Source organism: Streptomyces sp. NPDC002054 (genome assembly GCF_040296685.1).
Taxonomy (GTDB): domain Bacteria; phylum Actinomycetota; class Actinomycetes; order Streptomycetales; family Streptomycetaceae; genus Streptomyces.
In genome coordinates this window covers 161,215-186,452 of record NZ_JBEOXT010000004.1, presented here as the reverse complement: position 1 = coordinate 186,452, position 25,238 = coordinate 161,215, and the positions used below count along the sequence as shown (strand labels likewise).

Genomic DNA, 25,238 nt, shown 5'->3' with positions numbered 1-25,238 from the left:
CCTGGCCCAATGTGAGGAGCAACCCCTAGGGGTCCTCCCCCTCCAGGGGGAGGCGCCCTGAGGGATACCGCGCGGTGCGGGCCGGGTGAGAAGGTGTTGCCCGGAAGATACGTGCACGGTGAAAGGATCAAGGTGGGGGCGGGGGACACGGGCGCCGACGGATCCGGCACGGCGGGTACGGCAGGCGGGGCCGGAGGCGGAGCGGGGCAGGCGGGCGAGGCAGAGCAGGCGGGCGAGGCTGGGCGGGCGCCCGGCCGGCCGCGGCCGGCTCTGGTGGCCGCGCTCATGCTCGGTATGGCGCTCGTCGCCCTCGAAGGCACCATCGTCTCCACCGCCGTCCCCCAGATCGTCGGCGACCTCGGCGGCTTCTCCGTCTTCTCCTGGCTCTTCTCCGGCTACCTGCTCGCCGTCACCGTCACCCTCCCCGTGTACGGCAAGCTCTCCGACACCTTCGGCCGCAAGCCCGTCCTGCTGGCCGGCACCGCCCTCTTCCTGGTCGGCGCCCTGCTCTGCGCCTCCGCCTGGAACATGGCCGCGCTGATCGCCTTCCGTATCGTCCAGGGCCTGGGCGGCGGCGCCATCCAGGGCACCGTGCAGACCCTCGCCGCCGACCTGTACCCGCTCAAGGACCGGCCCAGGATCCAGGCCCGGATGTCCACCGTGTGGGCCGTCTCCGCGATCGCCGGGCCGGCCTTCGGCGGGCTGCTCGCCGCCTACGCGGACTGGCGCTGGATCTTCCTGCTCAACCTGCCCTTCGGCGCCCTCGCCCTCTGGCTCACCGCCCGCCACCTGCGCGAGCCGGCCCGGCCGGCCTCCGCCCTCCCGGCCGCGGCCCGGCTGGCCCGGATCGACTGGGCGGGCGCCGCCTGCGTGTTCGCCTGCGGCGGGCTGCTGCTGTTCGCCCTGGTGCAGGGCGGGGTGGCCTGGCCCTGGCTGTCGGCGCCGTCCCTCGGCCTGTTCGGTGCGACCGCGTTGCTCGCCGTACTCGTGGTGTACGTGGAACGACGCGCTGCGGAACCGATCCTGCCGGGCTGGGTCTGGCGCCGGCGCACCATCGCCGCGGTCAACCTGGCCATGGCCGCCCTGGGCCTGGTCATGGTCGCGCCGATGGTCTTCCTGCCCACCTACGCGCAGTCCGCGCTCGGCCTCGACCCGATCGCGGCCGGCTTCGTGATGTCCGCGATGACCCTGAGCTGGCCGATCTCCGCCGCGGTCAGCCAGCACGTCTACCGGCGGATCGGCTTCCGCAACTCCGCCGCCCTCGGCATCGGCCTGGCCTTCCTCTGCCTCGCGGCCTTCCCCCTCCTCCCGCACCCCGCCCAACCCTGGCAGCCGGCCCTGCTGATGCTGGCGCTCGGCGGTGCGCTCGGACTGTTCCAGCTGCCGCTGGTCGTCGGGGTCCAGTCCACGGTGGGCTGGGCGGAACGCGGGGTGACCACCGCATCGGTGCTGTTCTGCCGGCAGGTGGGCCAGAGCGTGGGCGCCGCGGTGTTCGGCGCGATCGCCAACGCCACCCTCGCGGCGCGGCTGGCCGATGCGCCGGTGCCCGGACTGCCGGCCCATCTCGACGAGGTCACCCGGGCGTTGGAGGACCCGGCGGCGCTCACCGATGCCGCGGCGGACTATCTGCGCGGGGCCGTGACCAGCGCGGTGGACCATGTCTACGTGGGTGCCGCCGCGGCGGCGGTCGCGGCCCTGCTGGTCCTGCTGCTGATGGCCCCGCGCCGGTTCCAGGTCCTCCCCGAACAGCTGGAGGACCCGCCGGCCGGCCCGGTCCGCGCCCCCCGGAGCGGCGGCCGGACCGCATAGCCGCCGCTCAGCCCTTCAGGCGCTCGTACAGCTCCTCGGTATCGGCGAGGAACCAGGTGTGGAGCCCGCGGTTGCATTCCCGGACGAAGTCCCGCAGCGCCGGACTGGCTTCGGTGTACGGGGAGATGTCGCCGAGGACGACCAGCCCCACCCGGTAGTTCACGAACTTCTGGACGATGTCGCCCGCCACCCGGGTACTCAGCCGGAAGAACGCCTCGTCGAAGCGTTCGGCGGGGATGACCGCCCATCGGGCGCCCAGGTAGCCGGCCTCCCCGATGCAGTCCAGGGCATCGCGTTCACAGCCGATGGGCTCACCCTCGGCGGGGAACACCAGCACGGGCACGTCGTGGACGGTCTGCAACTCGGTCATAGCGACCGAGGCTAGGCGGCAGGGGCGGGCGGCGTCGAGGCAATTCCGGAGCCGCCGCCGGGTCGCCCTTGTCATGGCCTCCGCCACGCGATAGACCACTGCACGGGGCACCTACCGGGGGGACGAGCATGCTTTCCGCTTTCTTCGCACTGCTGACGCTGGGCGCGCTGGCCGGGCCGGTGATCGTACGGCTGCGCAAACAGCCCGCGTTCATCACCGGCCGGGACGGCCGGCTGTCCACCTCCACCACCCTGGCCCTGGCCTGGACGGTCGTCCTGGTCTGGCTGCTGCTGGTCGTCCTGGGGTACGGGATCCTCGCCGGGGACGGGATCGCGTACTTCCACCGCCCCGACGGCCCGCTCGCCCCGCTCGCCACCGTCTACCTGCCCCTGCTCGGCGGACCGTACGTGGCCCTGATCGCCGCGAAGGCGGTGGTCGGACTGCGGGTCGAGCAGGGCACGCTGGCCAAGCCCGGTCCGGGGCCCGGCTCCGGCCCGCGGCCGGTCCGCGACCTCATCGCGAACGACGGCGGGCGCACCGATCTCGTCGACCTCCAGTACGTCGCCCTGAGCGCGGTCACCATGGCCTATGTGGTGGCCTTCTTCCTGAGCGACATCGGCGCCGGGCTCCCCCGGCTGCCGGAACAGATCTGGGCCCTGACCGGGGCCCCGGCCGGCGCCTACCTGCTGAACAAGATGGCGGCCAGGCCCACCCCGGTGATCACCGACGTCCGCCAGGAGGCCCCCGGCGGGCCGGTCACCCTGTCGGGCGGCGGCTTCCGGCCGGACGCGGCGAGCGTGTCCTTCAACGGCACCGAAACCGAGGCCCGCCTCGACAACGGCCGCCTGGTCGTGGACCGCCCGGGACCGCTCACCGGCACCCAGGCGGTGGTGGTCACCGCATCCGGCCTCCGCAGCGACCCGTACCCCTTCACCCCGGCCGCCCCGGCTGCCGCGGATGCCGCGCCGGCACCGACCGTGATCCCCCAGCGCCCGGCCCCCGACGCCTAGGTCCTAGGACTCACCCCGGTCCGCCTTGTGGCGGGCATAGTAGCGGGCCACCCGGGTGCGGTTGCCGCAGGCCGAGGCCACGCACCAGCGGCGGCGCGGGTGGGCCGGCAGGAACAGCAGGACGCAGTCCTCCGCCTCGCAGGCCCGCACCGAGGTGACCCGCGGGTCGGTCAGCAGCTCGGCCGCCGCCTCCGCCAGTTCCGCAGCCAGGCGGGCCGCGGGGGCGGCCGGCCTGCGCCGGGCCGCCGTGAGGCCGTCCGTCTCGGTCCACTCCAGCTCGCGTTGGGCCGGCGCCCCCGCCATGGCCCCGTTCAGCGCGCGCAGCGCCGCCGCAGGCGGCCGGCCGCCCTCCGCCGCGGCACGCAGCGCGGCACCCGCGGCCTCCCGTACGGCGTGTACGGCGGCCAGCTCGGCCGCGCCCACCGCCGCGACCGGTGTCAGCCGGCCCGCCTGCTCGCCCAGCCAGGCGGTGAGGCCGGCCGGGTCGCCGATCAGGTCCCCGGTCGCCGGGGGCCGGGTGTTGAGCAGGTCGAGGGCGAGCGGCTCGCCGGTGAGGGGGAAGGTCACGGCCCCCATCGCGTTCGCAGTCACCCGCCTAATGGTACTTGAGTCGCTTGACGGATTAGCCATGATCGGAGAACCTAATGCCATCGAAGCCCTAGGAGGCATGTGATGGACATCCGGAACCGCCACATCGACATCGACGGCGTCCGCGTCTTCTACCGCGAGGCCGGCCCCGCCGACGCCCCGGCACTGCTGCTCCTGCACGGATTCCCGACCGGCTCCCACCAGTTCCGCCGACTCATCGACACCTTCGCCGACCGGTACCGGCTGATCGCCCCCGACTACCCCGGCTTCGGCCACACCGAAGCCCCCGCCGGCTTCACGTACACCTTCGACCGGCTCGCCGACATCACCGAGGCCTTCACCGACGCCCTCCACCTCGACACGTACGCGCTCTACCTCTTCGACTTCGGCGGCCCGGTCGGCCTCCGCCTGGCCACCCGCCGCCCCGAGCGGATCACCGCCCTGATCGTGCAGAACGCCAACGCCTACGAGGACGGCCTCTCCGACGGGGCCCGGGAGCTCATCGCCCGCCGCCGCGAGACCCCGGGCGACGAGGAAGCCGTCCGCAGCCTGTTCACCCCCGCCGGCACCCGCTTCCAGTACGAGGCCGGGCTCGCCGACCCCACCCGCCTCGACCCCGGCGCCCCGGCCCTGGACCAGTACTTCCTCGACCTGCCCGGCCGCGCCGACGCCCAGACCGACCTGGCCTTCGACTACCGCACCAATGTGGACCGCTACCCCGCCTGGCAGGAATGGCTCCGCACCCACCGCCCGCCCACCCTGATCCTGTGGGGAGCCGGCGACCCCTTCTTCACCACGGCCGGCGCCAAGGCCTACCTGCGCGACCTCCCCGAGGCCGAACTCCACCTCTTCGAGGACGCCGGCCACTTCGCGCTGGAAACCCACCTGCCCGAGATCACCCCGCTGATCGAGGACTTCCTCGCCCGGCTCCGCCCGGACCGGGCCTAAAGGCTCAGAGTGCGGCCCAGAGCGCGGCTCAGAGCGAGTCCTCCGCCGGGGCCCGGCCGGTCAACGCCGCCAGGCTGGACCGGACATGGTTCATATGCGCCCGCATCTCCTCCTGCGCCTCCACATGCTCCCGCAGCACCCGGTCCGTCTCCCGGCCGATCCGCTCCTCCCGGACCCGCGCCTCGGCAAGCAGCTCGGCGGCCCGCGCCTCCGCGTCCTCCTGCCCGTGCCGCGCCGCCTCCTCGGCCTCGGCGAACGCCCGCCGCGCCTCCGTCAGCCGCTCCTGCCCGTACGCCTCCAGCTCCTCGTGCCGTACCCGGATCTCCTCGGCCCGGGCCGCGAACTCCCGCTCCGCCGCCTCCCACCGCTCCGCCTGCTCCGCCTCGCGGTCCTCGAGCAGCGCCTCCGACCGCCGCCGCATCTCCACCAGCGCCGCCTGGGCCTCCGCCCGCCACTCCCCGGTCTCCGCGCGGGCCTGGGCCCGCAGCTCCTCCGCCTCCTGCCCGGCCCGCAGCAGCCCCTGCCCGGCCCGCACCTCCGTCTGCTCACGGACCGCCTGCGCATCGGCCCGGGCCAGCTCCGCCACCCGCTCCGCGTGCGCCTCGGCGGCACCCGCCGCCGCCGAGGCGTCCGCCCGCGCGTCCGTCCGCAGCGCATCCGCCTCCTCCTCGGCGAGGAAGAGGATCCGGCGGGCCCGCTCGCTCAGATCGTCGTACGTCTGCGGAGCCAGCCGGTCCACCGCCTCGCGCAGCCGCACCGCCTCCGCCTCCATCCGCTTGGCGAGGACGGTCAGCCGGGCCACCCGCTCCCAGGCCTCGTCCCGGCTCACGGACAGCCGGGACAGATAGCGGTCGACGTCCTCCATGCGGTAGGCGCGCCCGCGGACGGTGGTGAAGCGGTGCGGTTGAGGTGACATGGGTGCACTCATCCTGGAAGCGCCTCTCTCGCGGGGATTTCCGTCAAGGATGCGCCATTTGCGGGCAGAAGCCGGAATGGCCGGGCCGGGACCCCCGTCGAGGGGTCCCGGCCCGGCCATTCGGATCATCGTCGGACAGCGGCCCGATCAGCGTCCGGTCAGAGCAGTCCGTCCCACATCTGCTCCAGCAGCACCGACCACCAGCTCTCCGGCGAGGCCAGCGCGGCACTGTCCAGCCCCACCAGATTCGCCTGGAAATCGACGGTCCAGCGGCCCGCCTGCTCCGGCGTCAGATGCTGCCGCAGCCGCCACATGTGACCCAGCATCGCCATGCACCGGACGAACTGCGGCAGGCTCGAGTTGACGAACTGCGGAGGCACCGGCGCACCACCGGGCCCGCCCTCCACCGGCACCGCCACGATGTGCGCCGTGCCGTACTGCACGCACAGCGCCTTGCCGAAGTCACTGCCGACGACCAGGTACGAGCCGGCGTCCGAAGCCGGCTGCACCTGCCGCTGCGCAGCCAGCTCGGCCAGCGTCGGCACCGGCTGACCCGGCACCGCCTGCGCCCAGAAGAACGGCCCGAAGTCCACCGGCAGACCAGCCCAGACCAGGGTCTGGGCCACGATCTCCGGCACCCCCTGCCGGGACACCGCCCGCTGCTCGAACCGGAACACACCCTGCGGACCGAAGGCCCCCGCCAGCTCCTGCGCGATCGCCTCCATCGGGATCGCCGGCTGCAACTGGACCTGCGGCAGCGGCGCCCGTACCGGAGCCGGACGCGCCGGACCGTCGGCCACCTGGTGCAGCTCGCCCTGGTGGGTGAGCAGGTGCCGCATGCCCTGCTGGCGGCCTGCGTGGTCCTGGCCGTACGGAGCCACGCTGGTGATCCGCACCTGAGGCCAGGTCTCCCGGATCATCCGGGCGCAGTAACCGCCGGGCAGCTCACAGGACTCCAGCTCGGTGTGCAGCTCCAGCACCTGCTGCGGCGGCACGTTCATGGCGCGCAGCTCGTGCAGGATCTGCCACTCCGGGTGCGGGGTGCCGGGCGCGGAGCGGCGGATGATCTGCTGCTCCGAGCCGTCGGGCGCGCGGTAGCGCAGTACGGCCTGGTAGCCGGGGCCGACGGTGGGCACCCCGGTGGGTACGGGCGGCTGAGGAGGCTGCGGCTGCGGCACTCCGCCGGGCGGCGTCCCGGGGAGCCCGGGCGGCGCCGGCGGACCGGGCGGACCGGGCTGCTGCGGCCGGCCCACGGCGGGGCCGGCCAGCATGGTCGCGGCATGGTGCGCGTCCCCACCGGGCGGACCGGGCGGCGCCGGCGGCTGACCCACACCCGGAGCACCGGGAGCACCGGGCGGACCAGGCGGCTGCGGCTGACCCACGGCAGGCCCGGCCAGCATCGTCGCGGCATGGTGCGCATCCCCACCGGGCACCCCGGGCGGACCGGGAGGCGCCGGCGGCTGGCCCACACCCGGAGCACCGGGAGCACCGGGCGGACCGGGAGGCTGTGGCTGACCCACGGCGGGGCCGGCCAGCATGGTCGCGGCATGCGGAAGACCACCGCCCGGAACCCCGGGCGGCCCGGGAGGCGCGGGCGGCTGACCGACACCGGGCGCGGCCGGCACACCCGGCGCACCGGGCGGACCAGGCGGACCGGGCGGCGCGGGCTGACCCGCAGGGGGGCCCGCCAGCACCGTCGCGGCATGGTGCCCGTCCCCGCCGGCCGCGGGCGCGGGCCGCCTCGGCACCTGGGCCTTGCTGGTCGGCGCGTCGGCGATGTCCTCGGCACCGCCCGAAGCACCCGGAGCACCCGGAGCAGCCGGGGCAGCCGACGCACCCGGTCCGCCGGCACTCAGATCGATCGCCGGGGCCACCGCGGTGCGGGGCAGCTGGCTGCCACCGGCCATCAGCGCGGTCTTGGCCTCCGGCTCCACCGCGGGGGACAGCACGTCCTCCAGATCCGTACCGGACAGCGGCGGGGCGAACACGGTCGCGGGCAGCGGCACGGACACGTCGTCCGGTCCCTGGTTCACATCCGTCCCGGCCCACGGGGTCGCGCCCAAGGGCACCTCCTCCGGGGCCGAGGGCGCACGCCCGGCCTCCGCGGCGGCCGGCGCCGCCTCCGCGGGCACACTCCCGCGGCGCAACGGATCGACGGCGTCGGCACCGGCAGCAGCAACCGGAGCTGACATGGGCGCCGGCGCCGGCGCGGAAGCAGAATCCGAGACCGGAGCCGGGACCGAGGCCGGAGCCGAAACCGGCACCGGGGCCGCGCCCGAAGCCGAGGCCGCGCCCGAAGCCGAAACCGGGGCCGCAGGCCCCTGCGGCGTCGCCGGAATCGCCGACGCCCCCGCCTCCCGCAGCCACTCCGGCGGACTCAGCATGAACGAGGTCTGCTCCGAGTCGATCCGCGGCGGCGGAACCGAAGCCTCCTGGCCGCCGCCCGACACCGCAGCCCCGTACTCCTCCTCGTACCGGCGGATCACCTCACCCACCGGCAGCCCCGGCCACAGCGTCACCTCACCGCTGTCCCGCGCGATGACCAGCCGCTGCCGGCCACCCCCCGACACCGGACCCGCCGGACGGTCCTCCGCCCACACCACAAACCCGAGGCCGAACTCCCGCACCCGCACCTCCCGGTGCTGGTACGCGGGCATGTCCCCGTTGATCCACTCCTCGGCGCGCTCCTGCGCCTGCGCAAACGTCACCACGACGCAATCACCCCTCCACCGACGGCCCAGAGACCGGAACCGAGCGTGCGAAACCGCCGTCCACCATGAGACCGGCCACCGTCTCGAGCTCCGGCGGGTTCCCCGCCAGCCGTTCCAGGAAGGAGTCGAAATCAGCACCGCACGGCAGCAACAGCCGCTCCACCCGCTCCTGGACGGACCAGCCGTCCCGGTCACGCGCGTCGTCGTACGGCGAGAACCACACCGAACCCAGCGCCTCGCCCTTCACCTTCACCGCGAGCAGACCGCCCTGGACGAACCCGACGCACAGGTAGTCCTTGGTCAGGTGGTCCCGCAGGCACTTGTTCGCGTACACGAGGTCGTTGACCGCCGCCTCCTCACGCACGGTGAAGAACGGCTGGTCCACCAGCAGACCCAGCTCCACGTCCAGGCCCGCGCCCACCGGCGCACACCCGCCCGCGGCCTTCAGGAAGGACCGGTAGGCCTCCGGCAGCCGGTAGCCGAGGTCCTCCTCGACCCCCTGCACCTGCTCCTCCGACACCGAGACCACCGACTTCGGCAGCCCCAGGTGCACCGGACGCACCTCCTGCAAGGGCCGCGTGCCACGCTTCTCGTGGTCCACCGGAGCCGTCGCCAGGCCGGCGTGATGCCGCAGCAGCGCCTTCACCTCCACCGGGACGAGCTCCAGCCGGCGCGTGCCCGCCACGTGGTGCCAGGTCCAGCCGTGCGGAGTCGCCACCGACGCCACCGTGTCCCACAGCTCGTGCCCGGCCGCATGCATCGCCGCGTTCGCCGACACGCAGTCCGTCAGGCGCAGCTCGTCCACACCGAAGCCCTCCGGCGGCTCGGCGATCTCCACCGCCGCGCGCGCGTACGGAGCGAAATCGGGATGCCCGTCCGCGTCCATCCGCACACCCTGAGGATGCCGGGCGGCCCGGACGGGGTCCGGGAAGTGCACGACCTGCCCGGAGTACGCGGCGTTGGGTGGCGCGGCCTGCTGCCCGAGCCGACCTGTCGTCATGGCGGTAGCCCCCTGCTGGATCTGGCTGGTTCAGCACAGCCTATGCGGTACTGCAAGAGGCGCCCCCTCCCCCGCGCTCCACCCCCGCCCGCCGCCCCGGAACATCCGAATTGATACGAATATTCGACCCCGCTTCCGCGCCCATGAGGACGTTTGGCAGGCTGTCCCCGCAGCACGGGGGCGTGCGCGACCGCGGCCACCACCGCCGCCACGGGAGGGAACACACATGCAGAACACGGCAACACGGAACGGGCCGCCGGACACCACCGCACCGGCCGGCGACCCCCGCCTGCGCTGGAGCGCCACCGACGGCCACACCGCGCCCACCCTCCGGTTCCGCCGCGACGGCATCCTCCCCACCGTCGCCGCAGCGCTCTCGGTCCGCGGCGAAACCCTCACCAGCACCGCCGGCAAGGGCGACCAGCCCCCCGCGCTCCACCCCCTCGTCCAGGACTTCCTGGACACCCTCACCAGCAACCAGCGCGAACGCTTCACCGGCCGCTGCCCCGAAGCCATCCTGCTCTCCCGGCACCTCACCACCGTCGAGGGCGCCCGCAGCAAACGGGCCTCCCGGAAACCCCTCACCGCAAGCGAAGCCCGCCGCGCCCTCAAGAACGCGCGGATCACCGCCCGCCGCATCCGCGAGGACGGCGACCCCCTGCACGGCAGCTACGCCCCGCCCTGCCGCTCCTGCGACGCACTCCTCGCCCACTTCGGCGTCCGCCCCGTCGACCTCACCACCCCCGAGAAGCCATGACCGCCACCTCTGCCTCCTACGACCGGTCCTCGGCCACCCGGTTCCCGCCCGTCGTCGACACCGCACTGCGCACCGCCGGCTGGCAGCCCGGCCGCTGGGACATCAAGCAGGCCGAATACTGGGCCGACGCCCTGCGCGACCACACCACCCCGGCCGGGCACCAGCACACCGTCTTCCCCGCGGCCGTCGAGGCCTGGGCGGAATTCGGCGGCCTCACCATCACCGCCCCCGGCCCAGGCCGCCAGATAGCCCCCACCCCCCTCCGGCTCGACCCGCTCACCGGACTCCACCTCGCCCGCACCCTCGCCGACCTCGGCCGCGCCCTCTCCACCCGGCTCTGCCCCCTCGGCGTGGAGGCCGACGGCGCCTCCCACCTCGCCCTCGACGCCGAAGGCCGCGTCTACTCCATCGACCACACCGGCGACTGGTACCTCGGCGCCGGCATCGACGAAGCCCTCACGGCCCTCCTCACCGGCCTCCAGCCCACCCGCCTCACCACCTGACCCGCCGGCCAGGCGGCGGCCCGGCGGCCTCCCGCTCGTACGGGCACCCGGCGGGCAGCGCCGTCACCCGGACCGCCCCGGCAGCACCGCCGACACCCGGAACCCCCCGGCATCCGTCGGGCCGGACACGAACACCCCGCCGAGCCCCAGCACCCGCTCCCGCATCCCCACCAGGCCGTTCCCCCCGCTGGGCAGCCCGGCCCCCTTCGCCTCACCGTCACAGGGTCCGTTCTCCACCTGCATCGCCACCTCGTCCCCCCGGTGAGCCAGCCGTACGGTCACCCGCGCCCCCGGCGCGTGCTTGTGGCAGTTGGTCAACGCCTCCTGCACCACCCGGTACGCGGTCTGCTCCACGTCGGCCGCATACCCCGCGGCCTCCCCCTGGACCACCAGCTCCACGGCCATCCCCGCCGCCCGCGACTGGCCGACCAGCACCTCCAGCTCCGCCAGCGTCGGCCCCTCCTCCACCACGGCCACCGAAGCCACCAGGGCCACCGGCACCGCAGCCGCAGCCGCCGCCCGCACCGGCTGCACCTGCTTCTCCGCCGCCCGCAGCACCCCGAGCATCTCCCGCAGCTCCGTCAAGGCCTGCCGACCCATGTCCCCGACCAACGCCGCGTTCTTCGCCGCCTTCTCCGGGTCCTTCCGCGCCACCGCCGCAACCGCGGCAGCGTGCACCACCATCAGCGACACCCGGTGCGCCACCACGTCGTGCATCTCCCGGGCGATCCGCGTCCGCTCCTCCTGCCGCGCCCACTCGGCCCGCTCCTCGGCCCGGTCCGCCAGCAGCCCGAGCTCCCGCTCCAGCGAATCCGCACGCTCCTGGAGGCTCTCCATGAGCCGCCGCCGGGCGCCTATGTACAGGCCGAGCAGCACGGGCGGCGCCGTCAGCCCGATGGCGATGAACCCCGACAGCACCAGGAGATACGTTCCGCTGGCCTCCACGTCGCCCTCGGTCCGTACGTACGTCACGGCGAAGGTCGCGGTCAGTGACAGCACGGCCAGCAGCACCGTGATCCGGCGCGGCACCTCGGAGGCGGCCAGCGTGTAGAGCGCCACCACCCCGAGCAGGAACCCCATCGCGGTCGGCGACACGGCGAGCGCGAGCAGCACCACGGCGACCGGCCACCGCCGGCGCAGCACCAGCATGGATCCCACCAGGACCCCGAACCCCACCCCCACCGCGGTCGGCAGCCCCGCCTCCCGCGCGAAGGCCACCCCCTCGAACCCGCACTCGGCGGCGGACACCACGCCGAGCCCCACATCCAAGGCGGCCTCCCGGGGCCGCCCCCACCACAATGGTCCCGCGCGACCCTCGCCGCCTTGCTTTTCCCCCGTCATGGTCATACCACCCAGCCTACGGGCGGGTGTCTGTCGGCAGGCTGGGCCTTGTACCGTCGCGTCGAAGGCACCTGGTGCGGCATAGTAGGTGCGTCGACTCGATCACCAGGGCGCAATGTCCTGTTTGGTCGGGTTTGATCCCCCGTAGTGTAATTGGCAGCACAGTGGCTTTTGGTGCCATTAGGTTCGGGTTCGAGTCCTGACGGGGGAGCCAATACCAACCGGGTCCTGACTTAACAGTCGGGACCCGCGCTCGTTTACCCCCCTTAACCCCCCGGTATCCTTCGTGCGTCCACCCCCTGAAGCCGAAGGGCATCCCCGTGAGCGCCAACCGCCCGGCAGCCGTCGTCGTCCTCGCAGCGGGTGAGGGCACCCGCATGAAGTCCGCCACCCCCAAGGTGCTGCACGAGATCTGCGGGCGCTCGCTCGTCGGTCACGTGGTCGCCGCCTCCCGTGAGCTGGACCCCGAACACCTCGTCGTGGTCGTCGGGCACGCCCGGGAGCAGGTCGTCGCACACCTCGGGGCGATCGATGCCGGGGTGCGGACCGCGGTCCAGTACGAGCAGAACGGGACCGGGCACGCCGTCCGGATGGCCCTGGAGGAGCTCGGCGGGCGGGTCGGCGGGACCGTGGTCGTGGTGTGCGGGGACACTCCGCTGCTGACCGGGGACACCCTGGCCCAGCTGGTGGCGACGCACGACGCCGACGGCAATGCCGTCACCGTGCTGACCGCCGAGGTGCCGGACTCCACCGGCTACGGCCGGATCGTGCGGGACGCCGAGTCCGGGGCCGTGAAGGCCATCGTGGAGCACAAGGACGCCACCGACGCCCAGCGGGCGATCCGCGAGATCAACTCCGGGGTGTTCGCCTTCGACGGTGCGCTGCTGGCCGATGCGCTCGGCAAGGTGCGGACGGACAACAGTCAGGGCGAGGAGTACCTGACGGATGTACTGGGGATTCTGCGGGAGGCCGGGCACCGGGTCGGCGCCGCGGTCGGCGGGGACCACCGGGAGATTCTGGGGATCAACAACCGGGTGCAGCTGGCCGAGGCGCGGGCGCTGCTGAACGCGCGGCTGCTGGAGCGGGCGATGCTCGCGGGCGTGACCGTGGTGGACCCGGGCAGTACGTTCATCGATGTGACGGTCAGCTTCGGACAGGACGCCGTCGTGTACCCGGGGACGCAGCTGCTGGGTGAGACCTCGATCGGCGCGGGCGCCGAGGTGGGACCGAACACGCGGCTGACGGACACCGTGGTGGGTGCGTCGGCGCGGGTGGACAACACGGTGGCCGACCGTGCGGTGGTCGGGGATTCGGCGAGCGTGGGTCCGTTCGCGTACCTGCGGCCGGGCACCCGGCTGGGCACGAAGGCGAAGGCCGGCACGTACGTGGAGATGAAGAACGCCACGATCGGCGAGGGGACGAAGGTCCCTCACCTCTCCTACGTCGGCGACGCGACCATCGGCGAGTACACGAACATCGGTGCGGCCAGCGTGTTCGTGAACTACGACGGCGAGCACAAGCACCACACCACGATCGGCTCGCACTGCAAGACGGGCTGCGACAACATGTTTGTGGCGCCCGTCACGGTCGGGGACGGCGCCTACACGGCCGCCGGCTCCGTGATCACCAAGGATGTGCCGCCCGGCGCACTGGCCGTCGCCCGTGGCCAGCAGCGGAATATCGAGGGCTGGGTGGCCCGCAAGCGTCCGGGAAGCGCGGCTGCGCAGGCCGCTCAGTCGGCGACCGATGAGGTCCCGGCCGAGAGCTGACCGGAAACAGGTGCGTCGGCGACGGCGTACCGTGATAAGTGCACGCAATTCGGCTGGCTCACCGTGTGCGGGACGGACGCACATGGGGGCGAGCAGCTTTCAACACGTCTGAGGAGACTGTGCTGTGACCGGGATCAAGACGACCGGCGAGAAGAAGCTGATGCTCTTCTCCGGCCGCGCCCACCCCGAGCTGGCCGAGGAGGTCGCGCACCAGCTCGGTGTCGAGCTCGTGCCGACCAAGGCTTTCGACTTCGCGAACGGTGAGATCTACGTCCGCTTCGAGGAGTCGGCGCGCGGCGCCGACTGCTTCGTGATCCAGAGCCACACGGCTCCGATCAACAAGTGGGTCATGGAGCAGCTCATCATGATCGACGCGCTGAAGCGCGCGTCGGCGCGCTCCATCACGGTGATCGTGCCGTCCTACGGGTACGCCCGCCAGGACAAGAAGCACAAGGGCCGCGAGCCGATCTCGGCGCGTCTGGTCGCGGACCTGCTGAAGACGGCAGGCGCGGACCGGATCCTGACGGTCGACCTGCACACGGACCAGATCCAGGGCTTCTTCGACGGCCCGGTGGACCACCTGTCGGCGCTGAACGTGCTGGCGGACTACGTGGGCGCCAAGGTCGACCGTACGAAGCTGACGATCGTCTCTCCGGACGCCGGCCGCGTGCGGGTGGCGGACCGGTGGTGCGACCGGCTGGACGCGCCGCTGGCGATCGTGCACAAGCGCCGTGACAAGGACGTCGCCAACCAGGTGACCGTCCACGAGGTCGTCGGTGAGGTCAAGGGCCGCGTCTGCGTGCTCGTGGACGACATGATCGACACCGGCGGCACCATCTGCGCAGCGGCGGAGGCGCTGTTCGCGCACGGTGCGGAGGACGTCATCGTGACGGCCACGCACGGCATCCTGTCCGGCCCGGCGGCCGACCGCCTGAAGAACTCGAAGGTCAGCGAGTTCGTGTTCACGAACACCCTGCCGGACCCCTCGGACCTGGAGCTCGACAAGATCACGGTGCTGTCGATCGCCCCGATGATCGCCCGCGCGGTGCGCGAGGTGTTCGAGGACGGTTCGGTGACGAGCCTGTTCGAGGAAGAGCAGCAGTAGCAGTAGCAGTAGCAGCCACTGTGCTGTAGATCGTTTTGGGGTGCGGCCTCCCCGCCGGGTAGACTCTTCGAGTTGCTCGGCGAGGGAGGCCGCACTCATGTGCGGCGATCCGTTATCGACGCGCTCTTCGTAGCAGGCTGCGATCCGTGGCCGGGTGACCTGTCCGTTCTTCTGTCACCCCACGAGGAGTGAGCATGTCCGACGTCAAGCTTTCCGCCGAGCTCCGCACCACCTTCGGCAAGGGCTCTGCCCGCCAGGCCCGTCGCGCCGCCCAGACCCCCGCGGTCATCTACGGCCACGGCCAGGACCCGAAGCACGTCAACGTCGAGGCCCACGGCCTGATGATGGCGCTGAAGACCCCGAACGTCCTGATCACCCTGAACATCGCGGGCGACGGCACCGAGCTGGTCCTGCCGAAGGCCGTGCAGCGTCACCCCCTGAAGCGCACCATCTCGCACGTCGACTTCCTGATCGTCAAGAAGGGCGAGAAGGTCACCGTCGAGGTTCCGGTCCAGACCGAGGGCGAGCTCGCCGCCGGTGCGAACATGCTGGAGACCCTGCTGACGACCATCACGGTCGAGGCCGAGGCCACCCACCTGCCCGAGGCCGTCACCGTCTCCATCGAGGGCCTCGAGGCCGGCGCCGCCATCCACGCCAAGGACCTGGTCCTGCCCAAGGGCACCACCCTGGCCGTGGACGGCGAGACCGCCGTTCTGCAGGTCGTCGCCCCGCAGGCCGAGGAGCCGGCCGCCGAGGCCGCCGAGGCCGAGGGCACCGAGGCCTGATCTTCGGCCGTTCACCTCAGCTGTTGCTGACCGACCGCCGTCCGGCTCCACTGGAGCGGGACGGCGGTCGTCTTCGTTAAGGAGCTTTCGATGCCGGACGACGACGTGACGACGCCCTGGCTGGTCGTGGGCCTGGGCAACCCGGGCGGCGAGTACGCGGGCAACCGTCACAACATCGGCTTCATGGTGGCCGACCTGCTGGCCGAGCGGATGGGCGGGAAGTTCAAGGCGCACAAGGCGCGGGCGCAGGTGCTGGAGGGCCGGATCGGCCCGCCGGGTCCGGCGAACCGGCGGATCGTGCTGGCCAAGCCCATGTCGTTCATGAACCTGTCGGGCGGCCCGGTAACGGCGCTGCGCGACTTCTACAAGGTCCCGCTGGACCGGATCATCGCCGTCCACGACGAGCTGGACATCGACTACGCGACGCTGCGGCTGAAGCTGGGCGGCGGGGACAACGGCCACAACGGTCTGAAGTCGATGACGAAGTCGATGGGACCGGACTACCACCGGGTGCGGTGCGGAATCGGGCGTCCGCCGGGCCGGATGCAGGTCGCGGACTTCGTGCTGAAGGACTTCTCCTCGACGGAGCGCAAGGAGCTGGACTGGTTCGTGGACCGGTCGGCGGACGCGGTGGAGGCGCTGGTCCTGGAGGGCCTGGAGCGGGCCCAGTCGACGTACAACTCCTGACCCCGGACATGACGGTGCCCCCACACCGGCCGGTGTGGGGGCACTGTCATGTCTCAGCCGGTGTTGCGCAGGCCCGCCGCCACACCGTTGACGGTGAGCAGCAGGGCGCGGCCGAGCAGCGGGTCGGGGGCCTCGCCGGCTGCGGCGGCTGCGCGCTGGCGGGCCAGCAGGGAGACCTGAAGGTAGGAGATGGGGTCGAGGTAGGCGTCGCGGACGGCGAAGGTCTGCTGGAGGACCGGGTTGGAGTCCAGGAGCTTCTGGCCGCCGGTGATGCGCAGGACCTCGTTGACGGTGAGCTCGTGCTCGGCCTCGATGCGGGCGAAGACGTGCTTGAGCTCGTCGGGGACGAGGGTGTCGACGTAGTGGCGGGCGATCCGCAGGTCCGTCTTGGCCAGCGTCATCTCGACGTTGGACAGGAAGTTGCGGAAGAAGTGCCAGCGCTCGCCCATTTCGGCGAGGGCGTCGTCCTGGCCGGCTTCGCGGAGGGCCTTGAGGCCGGAGCCGACGCCGTACCAGCCGGGGACGATCTGCCGGGACTGGGTCCAGCCGAACACCCACGGGATGGCGCGGAGGCCGTCGAGGCCGGCGCCGGAGTCGGGGCGGCGGGAGGGCCGGGAGCCGAGGTGGAGGTCGGCGAGCTGGTCGACGGGGGTGGCGGCGAAGAAGTACGCCGGCAGGTCCGGGTCCTCGACGAGCGCGCGGTACGCGCTGTGGGCGGCGTCGGAGACGGTGTCCATGGCCGCGTCCCAGCGGGCGAGGGCCTCGTCGGACTGGCGGGGGGCGGTGTGCAGGGCGGAGGCCTGCAGGGTGGCCGCGACGGTCAGTTCGAGGTTCTCCCGGGCGAGGGAGGGGACCAGGTACTTGTCGGAGATGACCTCGCCCTGCTCGGTGACCTTGATCTCGCCCTCGAGGGTGCCCCAGGGCTGGGCGAGGATCGCGTCGTGGGAGGGGCCGCCGCCGCGGCCGACGGTGCCGCCGCGGCCGTGGAAGAGGCGCAGGCGTACGCCGTAGCGGTGGGCGACGTCGCGGAGGCGGCGCTGGGCGCGGTGGATCTCCCACTGGCTGGTGGTGATGCCGCCGAACTTGGAGGAGTCGGAGTAGCCGAGCATGACCTCCTGGACGTCGCCGCGGAGGGAGACCAGGCGGCGGTAGGAGGGGTCGGCGAGCATGGCGTCGAGGATGACGTCGGCGGCGCGGAGCTCGTCGGTGGTCTCCAGCAGCGGCACGATGCCGATCTTGGCCCAGCCGCCGTGCAGGTCGATCAGGCCGGCCTCGCGGGCGAGGACGGCGGCGGCGAAGACGTCGTCGGCGCCCTGGCACATCGAGATGATGTAGGACTCGATGACCTCGGGGCCGAACTTCTCGAAGGCGTCCTTGATGGTGCCGAACACGCCGAGGGTCTTCTGCCCGGCCGCGTCCAGGGGGGCGGGGGTGGGGGCCAGCGGGCGGCGGGAGCGGAGCTCCTTGGCGAGGAGCTTCTGCCGGTAGTCGCGGGGCATGTCGGCGTACCGCCAGGACTCCTCGCCGAGCCGGTCGAAGAGCTGGCCGAGGGCGTGGTGGTGGGCGTCGGCGTGCTCGCGTACGTCCATGGTGGCGAGCTGGAGGCCGAAAGCGGCGAGGGTGCGGATGGTGCGGTCCATCCGGCCGTCCGCGAAGAGGGCGCCGCGGTGCTCGCGCAGGGAGGTCTGGATGAGGGTGAGGTCGGAGAGAAGCTCGGCGGTGCCGAGGTAGTCGCGGCCTTCCTCGTGGGGGATGCCCTTGGCGAGGCGCTCGCGGGTGTTGACGAGCTTCTGCCGGATGCAGGTGGCCTTGAGGCGGTACGGCTCCTCGGCGTTCAGCCGCTTGTAGCGGGGGCTGATCTCGGGGAGGCGTTCCAGGTCGGCCTGGAGGGAGGCGAGGAGTTCCTCGGTGGCTCCGGTGTAGCGGATGGAGTTGGAGAGGAGGCCGCGGAGGAAGTCGACGAGCTCGAGGGCGTCGGTGATGCCGTGCTCGTGCTGGAGGATCAGGACTTCCCGGGTGACCTCGGGGGTGACGTTGGGGTTGCCGTCGCGGTCACCGCCGATCCAGGTGCCGAAGGTGAGGGGGCGGGTGCCGGCGGGCAGCTCGACGCCGACGCGCTGGAGTTCGGCGGCGAGGTCTTCGAGGACATCGCCGACGGCGCCGGCGTGGAGCTCGTCGAGGTAGTAGATGGCGTTGCGGGCCTCGTCGGCGGGCTCGGGGCGGACCACGCGGAGTTCGTCGGTCTGCCAGACGAGGTCGATGTTCTCGGCGAGCCGGAGGTCGTGGCGGCGGCGGTCGCCGGCGCCGGTGACGGGCTCTTCGAGGAGGGCGGCGATGCGGCGCAGCTTGTTCAGGACGCTGCGGCGGGCCGCCTCGGTGGGGTGGGCGGTGAAAACGGGCCGCACATTGAGGTTCTTGACCGTCTCGCGCAGGTGCTCGGGGTCGGCGTCCTTGAGCATGTCGGCGGTGCGGGCGAGCAGGCCGCCCTCGGCTGCGCGCAGGGCCCGGAGCTCCCGGCCGCGGTGCACCTGTTCGGTGACATTGGCGAGGTGGAAGTACGTGGAGAAGGCCCGGACCAGCTTGGCCGCGGTCTCCAGGTCGGTGTTGCCGAGCAGCTCGGCGGCGGCTTCGCCGTCGGTGCGCGTGAGGGCGCGTACCTGTTCGACGAGGTCGAGGAGTTCGGGACCTTCCTGGCGGACGAGGGTCTCGCCGAGGAGGTCGCCGAGGCGGCGGATGTCCGCGCGCAGCTCTGCGTTCGGGGTGGACTGGTCGGCACTGCTCACAGGTGCGGCTCCTTGCAGTGTGTCGCGCTACTGGGAGGTGGGGCACCCGGGTGCGCGCGGCGGTGCTCCCCCAGAGTCTGTCCGGGGGACCGTCATCTGTTGCGCAGCTCGGGCTGCCCGTGCGGACCGCGCTGTCCGACGACACAAGGATAGGCGGCCGGGCGAGGTGCCTGGTCAAAGCCCGCTGGCGGCGTGCTCGCTTCCCGGGGTGCGGGCGGGTGCCGGTGTTTCGCCGGGTCTTGCCGCACGGCCGGGCTTTGCCATACTTACGATGCCGTAGGTTACGGTTCCGTAGCCTAGAGCGCCTGCCGACTCCTCACCCCCCAGGGGACGCCCCATGACCCTCAGCCCCGATCTGCTCGAAGAGACTCCGGAGGCGGCCGGCGTGCCGCCCGTATCCGCCACCCGCGGCGGAGAGAACAAGCGCTCGGTGGAGCAGCTTGCGCTGCTGCTCTTCATCACCGTCCCCTTCGTGGCGCTGCTGGCGGCGGTTCCGCTGGCCTGGGGCTGGGGGGTGAGCTGGCTGGACCTCGGCCTGATGGTGTTCATGTACTTCCTGGCCTGCCACGGCATCACCATCGGCTTCCACCGCTACTTCACGCACGGCTCCTTCAAGGCGAACCGGCCGCTGCGGATCGCACTGGCCATCGCGGGTTCGATGGCGGTGGAGGGCCCCCTGGTGCGCTGGGTGGCGGACCACCGCAAGCACCACAAGTACTCCGACCACGAGGGCGACCCGCATTCGCCGTGGCGGTTCGGGGAGACGCTCCCGGCGCTGATGAAGGGCCTGTGGTGGGCACACATCGGCTGGCTGTTCGACGAGGAGCAGACCGACCAGCAGAAGTACGCCCCGGACCTGATCAAGGACCCGGCGATCCGCCGGATCAGCCGTGACTTCGTCTTCTGGACCATCCTGTCGCTGGCAATCCCCCCGCTGGTGGGCGGCCTGGTCACGATGTCGTGGTGGGGCGCGTTCACCGCGTTCTTCTGGGGCTCCCTGGTCCGGGTGGCGCTGCTGCACCATGTGACCTGGTCCATCAATTCGATCTGCCACGCGGTGGGCAAGCGGCCGTTCAAGTCCCGGGACCGGTCCGGCAACGTCTGGTGGCTGGCGGTGCTGTCCTGCGGGGAGTCCTGGCACAACCTGCACCACGCGGACCCGACCTCCGCCCGGCACGGGGTGCTGCGCGGCCAGGTGGATTCCAGCGCCCGGCTGATCCGCTGGTTCGAGGTGTTCGGCTGGGCAACGGACGTGCGCTGGCCGAGCGGGGCCCGGATCGACGCCCGGCGCCGGGAAAAGAGCGCGAACCCGGCATGATGGGTGACGTGGCGATCGACGGCAGCAATTCCAGCAGCGACAAGCCCCGGCGTGGCCGCCGGGTCCGGATGACGGGCGCCGAGCGGCGCCAGCAACTGCTGGACATCGGTCGCGCCCTGTTCGCGGAGAAGGGCTTCGAAGGCACCTCGGTCGAGGAGATCGCGGCGAAGGCCGGGGTGTCCAAGCCGGTGGTGTACGAGCACTTCGGCGGCAAGGAGGGGCTGTATGCAGTCGTCGTGGACCGGGAGATGCGGCAGCTGCTGGACGGGGTGACGGGGGCGCTGACCGCGGGCCATCCGCGGGAGCTGCTGGAGCAGGCGGCCTTCGCCCTGCTGGACTACATCGAGAGCTATACGGACGGCTTCCGGATCCTCGTCCGGGATTCCCCGGTGGCCCAGTCGACTGGCACCTTCGCCTCGCTGATCAGCGATATCGCCACGCAGGTGGAGGACATCCTGGGCCTGGAGTTCAAGGCCCGGGGCTTCGACCCGAAGCTGGCCCCGCTGTACGCGCAGGCGCTGGTCGGCATGGTGGCGCTGACCGGCCAGTGGTGGCTGGAGACGCGCCGCCCGAAGAAGGCGGAAGTGGCCGCCCACCTGGTGAACCTGGCCTGGCACGGGCTGGACGGCCTGGAGGCGAAGCCGCGACTGGTGGGCCACCGCAAGAACTGAGGCGTCGCCCGCCCGCCCCGCCCATCCCCCCTGAGCAGGGCGGATGCGCCGGGCGGGCGACGGACGGAAGCCACCAAAGGTTGTACTGGGGACCTCTTCTGCCTCAGGAAACCCGTGGATAGCCTGCAGCTAAATTCCGGGGGGGAACTCGATCTTTCCACCCGGTTTCACCTGCACGATCCAGGGGGACCGTTGTCTTCTTCGCGCTACCAGCGCCTGGGCCGCCTCGCGGCCTGTACCGCCCTCGCCGTGGCCGCGGGCAGCCTGCTCGCGGCCACGCCGGCCGCCGCCACCGGCAACCCCGGCAGCCCCGCCCCCACCGCCAACGCTCCCCGGCCCGGCGTGTCGGCCGCTGAGCTCCGCAAGGCCACGGCTGCCGCGAAGGGCCAGGCCGCGCCGGCCAAGTCCGCGCTCGTCGGCTCCGGTGGCAAGCCCCGGCTCGACATCGACGGTGACGGGCAGAGCGACTGGGTGTACCGCACCATCTTCGGCTACAGCGAGAGCTCTCTGTCCGCTGCGAGCTACGACTTCTGGCAGGACCGGATCCAGTCCCACAAGGACATCGTCACCCTCGGCAACGTCCGCGGCGGAAGGCAGCCCGAGCTCCTCCAGCTGACCGCGGACGGGCGCCTGAGCCTGCACACGGCGGAGGCCCGGGGAACCTCCGCCCCGCTGTGGACCGGCACGGGCTGGCAGATCTACAACCGCGTCATCGGCGCCGGCGACCTGACCAAGGACGGCCGTGCGGACCTGCTGGCCCGCACCCCGGGCGGTGATCTGTACCTGTACAAGGGCACCGGCGCCCAGTCCGGCAACCCCTTCTCCGACCGGGTCAAGGTCGGCGGCGGCTGGCAGATCTACGACCAGATCGTCGGCACCAACGACCTCGACGCCGACGGCGTCTCCGACCTCGTGGCCAAGCAGCCCGACGGCAAGCTGTACTTCTACAAGGGAACCGGCTCTGCCGCGGCCCCCTTCAAGTCCCGCGCGCTGATCGGCGGCGGCTGGAACACCTACAACAAGATCGTCGCGATCGACGACGTCGACGGCGACGGCCGCGCCGAAATGCTCGGCATCACGCACTCCGGCGACATGTACCTCTACGTCGGCAAGGGCGCGGGCACGTTCCACCCGCGGTACATGCTCAGCAAGGGCTGGCAGCACTTCGACCTCATGGTCGGCCAGGGCATCACCCCGGTCCACGGCAAGAACGGCGTGTCCGGCGTCGACGCGTCCAACACCGTGTACACACACCTCACCCAGTACGACGGCCGCTTCGTCGCGAACCGCTACGTCAACGACGGCTGGGGCCAGTTCCCGGCGACCGGCAGACTGGTGAACGCCGCGGGCATGGCCCCCGGCTTCTGGGGCAGCCACAAGCTCAGCCTGAACGGCAACGTGCTCACCAACCTGACCCTCGGGCAGAACGTGTCGGGCGACTACACCAACACCGACCTGGTGGTCGGCCCCGGCGACCTCACCGGCGACGGCAAGGGCGACCTGCTGACCCGCGACATCTGGGGCAACCTCTACCTGAAGGCCGGCTGGAACAACGGCGTCGACTTCTGGGCCCCGACCTGGGTCGGCCCCTACTGGAACACCTACAAGGCCATCGTCGGCGCCGGCGACATCAACGGCGACGGCCGTACCGACATCATCGGCCACGACTGGAACGGCAACCTCTACATCCACCCCGGCACCGGCAACGCCAAGGCACCCTTCGGCGAACGCCAGTGGATCGGCGGCGGCTGGAACGGCTACTCCGCCATCGCCGCACCCGGCGACATCAACGGCGACGGACGCGCCGACCTCGTCGCCCGCGACGGGAACGGCAACCTCTACGGCTACACCGCCACCGGCTGGGGCGGCACCCACACCTTCAACAGCCGCCACTGGATCGACGCCAACTGGAACATCTACAAGAGCTTCAACTAACAGCTCACGCTCGCAGCGGGCGGCACCACCGCGCCGACAGCGGAGTCGGCGAAAGGTTGTACGGAAAACCTCTTCTACCTCGGGAAACGCACGGATAGCCTTCGAGTACTTTCCCGGGGGGGAATGATCCATTCGTCGTGCCGCCCGCTGTTCCGCGGGCCCGCGAGTGTCGACTTCCACCCGGTTTCACCTGCTCGATCCAGGGGGAACCCCTTTGTCTTCTTCGCGCTCCCAGCGCCTGGGCCGCCTCGCGGCCTGCACCGCGCTCGCCCTGTCCGCGGGCACGCTGCTCGCCGCCGCGCCCGCCGTGGCGGCCGACAAGCCGGCCCCGGCCGCCGACTCCACGATGCCCTCGCAGGCGAAGCTGCGCGCGGGCGTGGCCGCCGCCAAGGGCGAGGCCGCGCCGGGCAAGTCCGCGCTCGTCGGTTCGGGCGGCAAGGCCCGCCTCGACATCGACGGTGACGGCCAGCGCGACTGGCTGTTCCGCAGCGTCACCGGCTACGGCGCGGTCTCGCTGTCCAACACCGGCGGCGAGGGCGCGTACTCGTTCTGGAACGACCAGAACGAGACCGTCAAGGACATCATCGCCGTCGGCAACGTCCGGGGCACCCAGGCGCCCGAGGTCCTGCAGCTGGCTGCGGACGGCCGCCTGACCCTCCACCAGGCCAACAAGACCGGCACCGCCGCTCCGAGCTGGACCGGCTACGGCTGGCAGATCTACAACCGCGTCATCGGCGCCGGCGACCTGACCAAGGACGGCCGCCCGGACCTGCTGGCCCGCACCCCCTCCGGCGACCTCTACCTGTACAAGGGCACCGGCAACCAGAGCGGCGAGCCGTTCGCGGGCCGGGTCAAGGTCGGCAGCGGCTGGGGCGCCTACGACCAGATCGTCGGCACCAACGACCTCGACGCCGACGGCATCGCCGACCTGGTCGCCAAGGACCCCAACGGCCACCTGTACTACTACAAGGGGACCGGCTCGGCCTCCGCCCCGTTCAAGGCCCGCGCCTGGGTCGGCGGCGGCTGGAACGCGTACAACAAGATCGTCGCGATCGACGACGTCGACGGTGACGGCCGCGCCGAGCTGGTCGGGATCACGCACTCCGGCGATCTGTACCTCTACGTCGGCAAGGGCCTCGGCAAGTTCCACCCCCGCTACCTGCTCGGCAGCGGCGCGGTCAACGAAGAGATCATGGTCGGCCAGGGCATCACCCCGGTGTACGGCAAGCACGGCGTGTACGGCGTCGACGAGTCGAACAGCGCGTTCGGCCACGTCAACCAGACCAACGGCAAGTTCGCGCCGAACCGCTACAACAGCGGCAACTGGAACGCCTTCCCGGCGACCGGCAAGCTGGTCAACGCAGCGGGCCTGAACCCCACCAACTGGGGCCACAAGCTCAGCCTGAGCGGCTCCGCCCTGACCAACCTGACCCTCGGGCAGAACGTGTCGGGCGACTACACCAACACCGACCTGGTGGTGGGCCCCGGCGACCTCACCGGCGACGGCAAGGGCGACCTGCTGACCCGCGACATCTGGGGCAACCTCTACCTCAAGGCCGGCTGGAACGACGGCGTCGAGTTCTGGGCCCCGACCTGGGTCGGCCCCTACTGGAACACCTACAAGGCGATCGTCGGCGCCGGCGACATCAACGGCGACGGCCGCACCGACATCATCGGCCACGACTGGAACGGCAACCTCTACATCCACCCCGGCACCGGCAACGCCAAGGCGCCGTTCGGCGAGCGCCAGTGGATCGGCGGCGGCTGGAACGGCTACTCCGCCATCGCCGCACCCGGCGACATCAACGGCGACGGCCGTGCCGACCTGGTCGCCCGCGACGGGAACGGCAACCTCTACGGCTACACCGCCACCGGCTGGGGCGGCACCCACACCTTCAACAGCCGCCACTGGATCGACGCCAACTGGGGCATCTACAAGAGCTTCAACTAACGGCTCGCGCCTGCCGGATCGCCACCAGACTGCGCCCCGCCACCGGGTCCCCGGTGACGGGGCGCAGCCCGTTCCGCCAGGCCCGGCCGACGCCGACAGCCGGGGTCCGCCAAAGGTTGTACGGAAAACCTCTTCTGCCTCATCAGGTGCCGCGGATAGCCTTCGATCACTTTCCCGGGGGGGAATTTCGATTCACCGCGCGCCGCCGGCCTTTTCCGCGTGCGCCTTCGCGTGTCGACTTCCACCCGGTTTCACCTGCGATCCAGGGGGAACCCTTTGTC

General features: G+C 72.0%; 20 protein-coding genes and 1 tRNA gene. 14 read left to right on the top strand and 7 right to left on the bottom strand.

Annotated features, from left to right (window positions below; all coding sequences use genetic code 11):
• The first annotated feature begins 111 nt into the window (after positions 1-111).
• Entirely contained in the window at positions 112-1,809 is a 1,698-nt protein-coding gene (locus ABT123_RS05455; RefSeq protein ID WP_502970874.1) for an MFS transporter, read from the top strand.
• A gap of 7 nt (positions 1,810-1,816) precedes the next feature.
• Here ABT123_RS05455 and ABT123_RS05450 read toward each other — a convergent pair whose 3' ends face one another.
• Positions 1,817-2,179 (bottom strand): DUF4180 domain-containing protein, encoded by a 363-nt coding sequence (locus tag ABT123_RS05450; RefSeq protein ID WP_351310025.1) that lies wholly within the window; start codon positions 2,177-2,179, stop codon positions 1,817-1,819.
• A 128-nt stretch (positions 2,180-2,307) separates the two neighbouring features.
• Between ABT123_RS05450 and ABT123_RS05445 the strand changes: the two genes are divergently transcribed.
• Positions 2,308-3,189, top strand: coding sequence for a hypothetical protein (locus ABT123_RS05445; RefSeq protein WP_351310023.1), 882 nt, complete (start codon positions 2,308-2,310; stop codon positions 3,187-3,189).
• A gap of 3 nt (positions 3,190-3,192) precedes the next feature.
• Here ABT123_RS05445 and ABT123_RS05440 read toward each other — a convergent pair whose 3' ends face one another.
• Entirely contained in the window at positions 3,193-3,780 is a 588-nt protein-coding gene (locus ABT123_RS05440; RefSeq protein WP_351310022.1) for a CGNR zinc finger domain-containing protein, read from the bottom strand.
• A gap of 81 nt (positions 3,781-3,861) precedes the next feature.
• On the opposite strand from ABT123_RS05440, the gene ABT123_RS05435 reads away from it, so the two are divergent.
• Complete coding sequence (locus ABT123_RS05435; protein ID WP_351310021.1) at positions 3,862-4,725, top strand: alpha/beta fold hydrolase; 864 nt, start codon at positions 3,862-3,864, stop codon at positions 4,723-4,725.
• Between the two features lie 28 nt (positions 4,726-4,753).
• Here ABT123_RS05435 and ABT123_RS05430 read toward each other — a convergent pair whose 3' ends face one another.
• From ABT123_RS05430 to ABT123_RS05420, 3 genes are all read right to left on the bottom strand, one after another.
• Positions 4,754-5,641 carry a coiled-coil domain-containing protein gene (locus ABT123_RS05430; RefSeq protein WP_351310019.1) on the bottom strand — a complete coding sequence of 296 codons (888 nt, stop codon included), beginning with the start codon at positions 5,639-5,641 and terminating at the stop codon, positions 4,754-4,756.
• A gap of 158 nt (positions 5,642-5,799) precedes the next feature.
• Entirely contained in the window at positions 5,800-8,352 is a 2,553-nt protein-coding gene (locus tag ABT123_RS05425) for an SUKH-4 family immunity protein (protein WP_351310017.1), read from the bottom strand.
• Positions 8,353-8,359: 7 nt separating this feature from the next.
• On the bottom strand, positions 8,360-9,352 hold the full coding sequence (locus ABT123_RS05420) for an SMI1/KNR4 family protein (protein WP_351310015.1): 993 nt from the start codon (positions 9,350-9,352) through the stop codon (positions 8,360-8,362).
• A 226-nt stretch (positions 9,353-9,578) separates the two neighbouring features.
• Here ABT123_RS05420 and ABT123_RS05415 point away from each other — a divergent pair, with 226 nt between their 5' ends.
• Both ABT123_RS05415 and ABT123_RS05410 read left to right on the top strand, forming a co-directional pair.
• Positions 9,579-10,109, top strand: a complete 531-nt coding sequence (locus ABT123_RS05415; protein ID WP_351310013.1) for a YwqJ-related putative deaminase — start codon at positions 9,579-9,581, stop codon at positions 10,107-10,109.
• On the top strand, positions 10,106-10,612 hold the full coding sequence (locus ABT123_RS05410; protein ID WP_351310012.1) for an SUKH-3 domain-containing protein: 507 nt from the start codon (positions 10,106-10,108) through the stop codon (positions 10,610-10,612). Before ABT123_RS05415 ends, ABT123_RS05410 begins: the two co-directional genes overlap by 4 nt.
• 63 nt (positions 10,613-10,675) lie before the next feature.
• On the opposite strand, the gene ABT123_RS05405 is transcribed toward ABT123_RS05410, so the two are convergent.
• Positions 10,676-11,959, bottom strand: coding sequence for a sensor histidine kinase (locus ABT123_RS05405; protein WP_351310011.1), 1,284 nt, complete (start codon positions 11,957-11,959; stop codon positions 10,676-10,678).
• Between the two features lie 132 nt (positions 11,960-12,091).
• Between ABT123_RS05405 and ABT123_RS05400 the strand changes: the two genes are divergently transcribed.
• From ABT123_RS05400 to pth, 5 genes are all read left to right on the top strand, one after another.
• Positions 12,092-12,167 (top strand) — tRNA-Gln (locus ABT123_RS05400).
• A gap of 106 nt (positions 12,168-12,273) precedes the next feature.
• The gene (gene glmU, locus ABT123_RS05395; RefSeq protein WP_351310009.1) at positions 12,274-13,722 is read left to right on the top strand and encodes a bifunctional UDP-N-acetylglucosamine diphosphorylase/glucosamine-1-phosphate N-acetyltransferase GlmU; all 1,449 of its coding nucleotides are present in this window, start codon (positions 12,274-12,276) and stop codon (positions 13,720-13,722) included.
• Between the two features lie 124 nt (positions 13,723-13,846).
• Positions 13,847-14,827: a ribose-phosphate diphosphokinase gene (locus ABT123_RS05390; protein WP_351310007.1), complete on the top strand. Its 981-nt coding sequence runs from the start codon at positions 13,847-13,849 to the stop codon at positions 14,825-14,827.
• A gap of 194 nt (positions 14,828-15,021) precedes the next feature.
• Complete coding sequence (locus ABT123_RS05385) at positions 15,022-15,612, top strand: 50S ribosomal protein L25/general stress protein Ctc (RefSeq protein WP_351310006.1); 591 nt, start codon at positions 15,022-15,024, stop codon at positions 15,610-15,612.
• A 90-nt stretch (positions 15,613-15,702) separates the two neighbouring features.
• Complete coding sequence (pth, locus tag ABT123_RS05380) at positions 15,703-16,299, top strand: aminoacyl-tRNA hydrolase (protein ID WP_351310004.1); 597 nt, start codon at positions 15,703-15,705, stop codon at positions 16,297-16,299.
• Between the two features lie 53 nt (positions 16,300-16,352).
• Here pth and ppc read toward each other — a convergent pair whose 3' ends face one another.
• Positions 16,353-19,082, bottom strand: coding sequence for a phosphoenolpyruvate carboxylase (gene ppc, locus ABT123_RS05375; RefSeq protein WP_351310002.1), 2,730 nt, complete (start codon positions 19,080-19,082; stop codon positions 16,353-16,355).
• A 337-nt stretch (positions 19,083-19,419) separates the two neighbouring features.
• Between ppc and ABT123_RS05370 the strand changes: the two genes are divergently transcribed.
• From ABT123_RS05370 to ABT123_RS05355, 4 genes are all read left to right on the top strand, one after another.
• Entirely contained in the window at positions 19,420-20,400 is a 981-nt protein-coding gene (locus ABT123_RS05370) for an acyl-CoA desaturase (RefSeq protein ID WP_351310000.1), read from the top strand.
• Positions 20,400-21,071, top strand: coding sequence for a TetR/AcrR family transcriptional regulator (locus tag ABT123_RS05365; protein ID WP_150212100.1), 672 nt, complete (start codon positions 20,400-20,402; stop codon positions 21,069-21,071). The genes ABT123_RS05370 and ABT123_RS05365 overlap by 1 nt, the downstream gene beginning before the upstream one ends.
• Positions 21,072-21,263: 192 nt before the next feature.
• Positions 21,264-23,006 carry an FG-GAP repeat domain-containing protein gene (locus ABT123_RS05360; RefSeq protein ID WP_351309998.1) on the top strand — a complete coding sequence of 581 codons (1,743 nt, stop codon included), beginning with the start codon at positions 21,264-21,266 and terminating at the stop codon, positions 23,004-23,006.
• 214 nt (positions 23,007-23,220) lie between these two features.
• Positions 23,221-24,957, top strand: a complete 1,737-nt coding sequence (locus ABT123_RS05355) for an FG-GAP repeat domain-containing protein (protein WP_351309996.1) — start codon at positions 23,221-23,223, stop codon at positions 24,955-24,957.
• The last annotated feature ends 281 nt before the right edge of the window (positions 24,958-25,238 follow it).

Coding starts and splice junctions, on each gene's coding strand:
- ABT123_RS05385 (WP_351310006.1), top strand. CDS start 15,022: ATGTCCGACGTCAAGCTTTCCGCCGAGCTCCGCACCACCTTCGGCAAG.
- ABT123_RS05370 (WP_351310000.1), top strand. CDS start 19,420: ATGACCCTCAGCCCCGATCTGCTCGAAGAGACTCCGGAGGCGGCCGGC.
- ABT123_RS05365 (WP_150212100.1), top strand. CDS start 20,400: ATGGGTGACGTGGCGATCGACGGCAGCAATTCCAGCAGCGACAAGCCC.
- ABT123_RS05445 (WP_351310023.1), top strand. CDS start 2,308: ATGCTTTCCGCTTTCTTCGCACTGCTGACGCTGGGCGCGCTGGCCGGG.
- ABT123_RS05415 (WP_351310013.1), top strand. CDS start 9,579: ATGCAGAACACGGCAACACGGAACGGGCCGCCGGACACCACCGCACCG.
- ABT123_RS05410 (WP_351310012.1), top strand. CDS start 10,106: ATGACCGCCACCTCTGCCTCCTACGACCGGTCCTCGGCCACCCGGTTC.
- pth (WP_351310004.1), top strand. CDS start 15,703: ATGCCGGACGACGACGTGACGACGCCCTGGCTGGTCGTGGGCCTGGGC.
- ABT123_RS05405 (WP_351310011.1), bottom strand. CDS start 11,959: ATGACCATGACGGGGGAAAAGCAAGGCGGCGAGGGTCGCGCGGGACCA.
- ABT123_RS05430 (WP_351310019.1), bottom strand. CDS start 5,641: ATGTCACCTCAACCGCACCGCTTCACCACCGTCCGCGGGCGCGCCTAC.
- ABT123_RS05435 (WP_351310021.1), top strand. CDS start 3,862: ATGGACATCCGGAACCGCCACATCGACATCGACGGCGTCCGCGTCTTC.
- ABT123_RS05450 (WP_351310025.1), bottom strand. CDS start 2,179: ATGACCGAGTTGCAGACCGTCCACGACGTGCCCGTGCTGGTGTTCCCC.
- ABT123_RS05420 (WP_351310015.1), bottom strand. CDS start 9,352: ATGACGACAGGTCGGCTCGGGCAGCAGGCCGCGCCACCCAACGCCGCG.